Annotated in this window: 9 protein-coding genes and 1 tRNA gene; all 10 read left to right on the top strand. The window is 64.5% G+C overall.

Features of this window, described 5'->3' with window-relative positions:
- A partial coding sequence (gene tuf, locus VKH46_16500; GenBank protein ID HKB72437.1) for an elongation factor Tu occupies positions 1-142 on the top strand: 142 nt, incomplete at its 5' end.
- Between the two features lie 10 nt (positions 143-152).
- Positions 153-305 carry a 50S ribosomal protein L33 gene (gene rpmG / locus VKH46_16495; protein HKB72436.1) on the top strand — a complete coding sequence of 51 codons (153 nt, stop codon included), beginning with the start codon at positions 153-155 and terminating at the stop codon, positions 303-305.
- 176 nt (positions 306-481) lie between these two features.
- Positions 482-558: transfer RNA gene (locus VKH46_16490), tRNA-Trp, on the top strand.
- Between the two features lie 28 nt (positions 559-586).
- The gene (gene secE, locus VKH46_16485) at positions 587-802 is read left to right on the top strand and encodes a preprotein translocase subunit SecE (GenBank protein HKB72435.1); all 216 of its coding nucleotides are present in this window, start codon (positions 587-589) and stop codon (positions 800-802) included.
- 5 nt (positions 803-807) lie between these two features.
- Positions 808-1,353, top strand: coding sequence for a transcription termination/antitermination protein NusG (gene nusG / locus VKH46_16480; protein ID HKB72434.1), 546 nt, complete (start codon positions 808-810; stop codon positions 1,351-1,353).
- Between the two features lie 7 nt (positions 1,354-1,360).
- Positions 1,361-1,783 carry a 50S ribosomal protein L11 gene (gene rplK, locus VKH46_16475; GenBank protein HKB72433.1) on the top strand — a complete coding sequence of 141 codons (423 nt, stop codon included), beginning with the start codon at positions 1,361-1,363 and terminating at the stop codon, positions 1,781-1,783.
- Positions 1,784-1,892: 109 nt separating this feature from the next.
- The gene (gene rplA, locus VKH46_16470; protein HKB72432.1) at positions 1,893-2,588 is read left to right on the top strand and encodes a 50S ribosomal protein L1; all 696 of its coding nucleotides are present in this window, start codon (positions 1,893-1,895) and stop codon (positions 2,586-2,588) included.
- A 1-nt stretch (position 2,589) separates the two neighbouring features.
- Complete coding sequence (gene rplJ / locus VKH46_16465; protein HKB72431.1) at positions 2,590-3,141, top strand: 50S ribosomal protein L10; 552 nt, start codon at positions 2,590-2,592, stop codon at positions 3,139-3,141.
- 19 nt (positions 3,142-3,160) lie between these two features.
- Positions 3,161-3,538 carry a 50S ribosomal protein L7/L12 gene (gene rplL / locus VKH46_16460; protein HKB72430.1) on the top strand — a complete coding sequence of 126 codons (378 nt, stop codon included), beginning with the start codon at positions 3,161-3,163 and terminating at the stop codon, positions 3,536-3,538.
- A gap of 99 nt (positions 3,539-3,637) precedes the next feature.
- A complete protein-coding gene (locus VKH46_16455; protein ID HKB72429.1) occupies positions 3,638-5,449 on the top strand; it encodes a hypothetical protein in 1,812 nt (603 codons plus the stop codon).
- Positions 5,450-5,476 lie beyond the last annotated feature (27 nt).

The following is a 5,476-nucleotide window of genomic DNA, read 5'->3' as shown; positions in this document are numbered from 1 at the left end:
GGAGATGGTGATGCCGGGCGACAACGTGGCGATGGAGATCGAGCTGATCACGCCCATCGCCATGGAGAAGGGGCTGCGGTTCGCCATCCGCGAGGGCGGCCGCACCGTCGGCGCCGGAACCATCACCGAGATCATTCAGTAAGGGGGCGGACGTGCAGGACATCATCTCTCTGGCGTGCAGCGCGTGCAAACGCAAGAACTACACGACCACGAAGAACAAGAAGACGAACACGGACAAGCTCGAGCGCAGCAAGTTCTGCCGCTTCTGCCGCAAGCACACGCCGCACAAGGAAGGCAAGGTCTGATGCGTTTTCCGGAGCTTCTCGAGATCGGCGAGGGCGGTCCGGGCCTTCGGATTGGGCCGCCTCGCTCGAATCGAGCGGCGGGCATCAGGGCCGGCGACGTTCTCCGTCGCCGGGTTAAGCGGCTCGTCCGCTTCAACCCGGCGGGGGCAACCACGATCTCAGATGCCTCCCACATTAGGGGTGTAGCTCGAATTGGTAGAGCGCCGGTCTCCAAAACCGGATGTTGGGGGTTCGAGTCCCTCCACCCCTGCCATTTTTCCGGTGAAGGACGAGGATAGACGATGGCAGCGATCTCACAGTGGTGGCCGAACACGCGGACGTTCGTCCGCGAAGTTACCGCCGAAGCGAAGAAGTGCACCTGGCCCGACCGCAAGACGGTCGTCAACACCAGCGTCGTGGTGATCGTCGCGACGTTCATCATCGGGTTCTACCTCTGGGGATGCGACGTGGTCCTCGTGCCGGCGGTCAACTGGATCTACAAGCTGTTCGGAGCATGACGGCGATGGCGACGGCAACGGGACAGAAGCGCTGGTACATCGTGCACACGTACTCGGGGTTCGAGGACCGGGTCCGGCAGAACCTCCTGCAGCGCGTGGAGGCGATGGGGATGAAGGACGCGTTCGGCGACGTGCGCATCCCGACCGAGACGCTCGTCGAGATGAAGGGGGGCAAGAGGCGGGAGATCCACCGCAAGTTCTTCCCCGGCTACATCCTCGTCGAGATGGAGATGTCCGACGAGGCATGGCACCTCGTCAAGAACACTCCGAAGGTGACGGGGTTCGTCGGGTCCGGCAAAGAGCCGACGCCGCTCACCGACGAGGAGGTCGAGCAGATCCTCCACCAGGTCCACTCGACCAAGGAAAAGCCGAAGCCGCGTCACACGTTCGAGCACGGCGAGACGGTGCGGATCACCGACGGGCCGTTCACGAACTTCACGGGCGTCGTCGAGGACGTCAACCTCGACCGTTCCACCCTCCGGGTGATGGTCACGATTTTCGGCCGGGCGACGCCGGTCGAGTTGGACTTCCTGCAGGTCCAGAAGGTTTAGGAAGGCGATGGCGAAGAAGATCACCGGCTACATCAAGCTCCAGATCCCGGCGGGGGAGGCGACCCCGGCGCCGCCGGTCGGCACCGCGCTCGGGCCGGCGGGCGTCAACATCATGGACTTCGTGAAGAACTTCAACGCGAGGACCGCGAAGGACAAGGGGCTGATCATCCCCGTGGTGATCACGGTGTTCGCCGACCGCTCCTATACCTTCATCACGAAGACGCCCCCCGCGCCGGTCCTGCTGCTCAAGGCGGCCGGGGTGGCCAAGGGTTCCGGCCAGCCGAACAAGGTCAAGGTCGGGAAGGTGACGAAGGCGCAGGTCGAAGATATCGCGAAGCTCAAGATGCCGGACTTGAATGCCGGATCGCTCGAGGCGGCGGTGAAGACGATCGCCGGAACGGCCCGGAATATGGGTCTCGACGTCGTTTGACAGGGGGAAACCCGTCCGCGGCGGGGCGAGTCAGCGCCCAGGGGACGTCGCGGGCGATAAACGGTCGGAGGCCTCCCAAAGAGGCCGTTGGCACGACGAAAGGATGCGGATGAGTACCAGAGGAAAGAAGTTTCAGGCCGCGAAGGCCCAGATCGAGGACCGACCCTACCCGCTCGAGGAGGCGATCCAGCTCGCGAAGAAGGTGAAGTTCGCCAAGTTCGACGAGACCCTGGACGTCGCTCTCCTGCTCGGCGTCGATCCGAAGCACGCCGACCAGATGGTCCGCGGAACGGTGATCCTCCCGCACGGACTCGGCAAGTCCAAGCGGGTCGCGGTGATCACCTCGGGGGAGAAGGTCAAGGAAGCGGAAGCTGCCGGCGCCGACATCGTCGGAGGCGAGGACCTGGCGCAGAGAATCGCCGACGGGTTCCTCGACTTCGACGCCCTCGTCGCGACCCCGGACATGATGCGGTCGGTCGGCCGTCTCGGGAAGGTCCTCGGGCCGCGGGGCCTGATGCCGAACCCGAAGGCGGGCACGGTGACCCCCGACGTCGCCCGGGCGGTGACGGAGATCAAGGCCGGAAAGCTCGAATTCCGGGTGGACCGGACCTCGATCATCCACGCTCCCGTGGGCAAGATGTCTTTCGACGAGAAGAAGCTCAAGGAAAACGCCGAGGCGCTGATCCATGCGATCCATCGGGCGAAGCCGGCGGCGGCGAAGGGGAAATATTTCCGCTCCGTTTCGCTTTCTTCAACGATGGGCCCCGCCGTGAAAATCGACGTCGCGGCCGTTGAGGGTCTGTAAGATGAACAAAACAGAGAAGAATTCCGCGGTAGAAGAGCTGCGGAGCTCGCTCGGGGCGGCGAAGAACGCCTTCGTCCTCGGTTTCACGGGGATCAAAGTCCCCGCCGTGACCGAGCTGCGCCGGCAGATTCGGGACTCCAAATCGTCCTACGTCGTCGTGAAGAACACGCTCGCGCTCCTGGCGATCAAGGGCGGCGCGCTCGAGCCGCTGGGGACTCATTTCGTGGGACCGACGGCGGTCGCCTACAACCTGGACTCGCCGGTGTCGCTCGCGAAGATCCTCACGACCTTCGCGAAGACGAACACGGCGATCTCCTTCAAGGGGGCGGTGGTCGAGGGGCGGGCAATCCCGGCGGCCCAGATCCAGGCGATCGCCGATCTCCCGTCGCGCGAGCAGCTCGTCGCACGGCTGCTCTTCATGCTACAATCACCGGTTCGCCGGCTCGTGACCGTGATGAACGGCCCGGTTCGCAACCTGGCGTCGGTGCTCTCGCAGATCCGCGAGCAGAAAGAGAAATCCGCTCCCGCGGCCGAAGCCGCGCCGGGCGCCTGAAGATTTTTAGGAGAGGGAAATGGCATTGAACGTCGAACAGTTCGTCTCGGAAATCGAGTCCATGTCGGTGCTCGAGCTCAACAACCTGGTCAAGTCGCTCGAGGAGAAGTTCGGGGTCTCGGCCGCCGCGATGGCGATGCCGGCGGCCGCCGCTCCCGCCGCGGCCGCGGCGCCGGCCGAAGAGGAGAAGACGGAGTTCACCGTCGTCCTCGCCGCCGCCGGCGACAAGATCAAGACCATCAAGGTCGTCCGCGAGGTCACGGGTCTCGGGCTGAAGGAAGCCAAGGACCTGGTCGACGGGGCTCCCCAGACGCTCAAGGAGGGGGTTTCCAAGGACGACGCCGCCAACATCAGGAAGAAGTTCGAGGAAGTGGGCGCCAAGGTCGAGGTCAAGTAGTTCCGATTCGAGGTACGTGTTGTTGACCGGGGAAACGAACAGGGGGGCCGCCCTCGGCGGCCCCCGTCTGCCTTCCGTGCAGACAAGGAGTCATAGGGCATGACGTTGCAAGCGAACGTACGCGAGCGCAAGGATTTCTCGAAGATCCGCGCCTTCATGGACCTGCCGAACCTCATCGACGTGCAGCGGCGCTCGTACGAGAAATTCCTCCAGATGAACCTCCTGCAGGAGGAGCGCGAGGAGGTCGGCCTCCAGGCCGTGTTCAACGGGATCTTCCCGTTCGCCGACTTCCGGGGGCTGTGCGAGCTCCAGTTCGTGAAGTACTCGATCGGCAACTGGGAGTGCAAGTGCGGGCGCCTGCGCGACCTCGAGTACCTCCGGATGACCTGCGCGTCGTGCAAGGCGCGCATCATCACGGCCCATCCCCACGAGGAAGTGGTGCAGTGCCCCCGGTGCGGGCACCAGAACAAGAACGAAGTCACGCTCTGCGACGTCTGCTCCAACCCCGTCGACCTCCAGATGAAGTACGGGGTCGCCGAGTGCCAGGAGCGCGGAATGACCTTCTCGGTCCCGCTGAAGGTGACGTTCCGCCTCTTCGTCTACGACAAGGATCCCGAGACGGGGGCGCGCACGATGCGCGACGCCAAGGAGGAGGAAGTCTTCTTCGGCGACATCCCTCTCATGACCGAGCACGGCACCTTCATCATCAACGGCACGGAGCGCGTGATCGTCTCGCAGCTCCACCGCTCGCCGGGCGTCTTCTTCACGCGCGAGAGCGCGCACGGATACCTCGCCAAGATCATCCCGTACCGCGGCTCGTGGGTGGAGTTCGAGTTCGACCAGAAGGGGATCCTCTACGTCCGCATCGACCGGAAGCGGAAGTTCCCGGCGACGATTTTCCTCCGCGCGCTCGGGCTCGAGACGGACGAGTCGATCCTCCGACAGTTCTACGCCCCGGTGAAGGCGCGCTTCGAGCGCGGCCGGGCGCTCCTCGCCGTCGGCCCCGAGGTGCTCCGCCAGGAGGACCTGAAGGACCGGTTCGCGCGGGTCAAGCGCGACACGAAGCCGATCTTCGCGGGCATCAAGCTCGACATCGACCAGCAGAAGGAGATCCAGAAGAAGGGCGCCGTCGAGGTCTCCGTCGCGCAGGAGCAGGTCGAGAAGGCGTGCTTCCTCTCCGACATCGTCGATCTGGCGTCGGGCGAGGTCCTCTTCGAAGCGGGCCAGGAGGTCGGTCCCGGCGGCGTCGAAGCGCTCAAGGCCAAGGGGATCAAGGAGGTCGAGCTGATCTTCCCCGAGTGGGACCTGGGCGGCGACGTCCTCGTCAACACGATCCGGAAGGACACGCACAAGACCAAGAACGAGGCGGTCCTCGAGATCTACCGCCGGCTTCGCCCCGGCGACCCGCCGACGTACGAGTCGGCCAAGAATCTCTTCGAAGGGATGTTCTTCGACCCGAAGAAGTACGACTTCTCGCGCGTCGGCCGGTTCAAGTTCAACATCAAGATGGAATCGCAGGGCTCGCTCGAGACGCGGACCCTCACCCCCGAGGACATCTACCACGTCGTCGGGTACCTCCTGCGCTTGCGCAAGGACGTCGGGCGGTTCGACGACATCGACAACCTCGGCAACCGGCGCGTGCGCTCGGTCGGCGAGCTCCTCGAGAACCAGTTCCGCATCGGCCTCGTCCGGATGGAGCGGGCGATCAAGGAGAAGATGTCGGTCCACCAGGACATCGACTCGGCGATGCCGCACGACCTGATCAACTCCAAGCCCGTCATCGCGGCGATCAAGGAGTTCTTCGGCTCGTCGCAGCTGTCGCAGTTCATGGACCAGACCAACCCGCTCTCGGAGGTCACCCACAAGCGCCGGCTCTCGGCCCGAGGGCCGAGAGCCGGCGCTTGTGGGTGACCTCCGAGAGCGTGTTGGTGTGGTCCA

The sequence above is a fragment of the Thermoanaerobaculia bacterium genome, assembly GCA_035260525.1.
Lineage (GTDB): Bacteria > Acidobacteriota > Thermoanaerobaculia > UBA5066 > DATFVB01 > DATFVB01.
Note: the sequence above shows the minus strand (reverse complement) of the source record. Positions and strands in the feature narration are given on the sequence as shown.

Bases quoted from the DNA above. Each gene is read 5' to 3' on its own strand.
- nusG (HKB72434.1), top strand. From the start codon at position 808: ATGGCGACGGCAACGGGACAGAAGCGCTGGTACATCGTGCACACGTAC.
- secE (HKB72435.1), top strand. From the start codon at position 587: ATGGCAGCGATCTCACAGTGGTGGCCGAACACGCGGACGTTCGTCCGC.
- rplL (HKB72430.1), top strand. From the start codon at position 3,161: ATGGCATTGAACGTCGAACAGTTCGTCTCGGAAATCGAGTCCATGTCG.
- rplJ (HKB72431.1), top strand. From the start codon at position 2,590: ATGAACAAAACAGAGAAGAATTCCGCGGTAGAAGAGCTGCGGAGCTCG.
- rplK (HKB72433.1), top strand. From the start codon at position 1,361: ATGGCGAAGAAGATCACCGGCTACATCAAGCTCCAGATCCCGGCGGGG.
- rplA (HKB72432.1), top strand. From the start codon at position 1,893: ATGAGTACCAGAGGAAAGAAGTTTCAGGCCGCGAAGGCCCAGATCGAG.
- VKH46_16455 (HKB72429.1), top strand. From the start codon at position 3,638: ATGACGTTGCAAGCGAACGTACGCGAGCGCAAGGATTTCTCGAAGATC.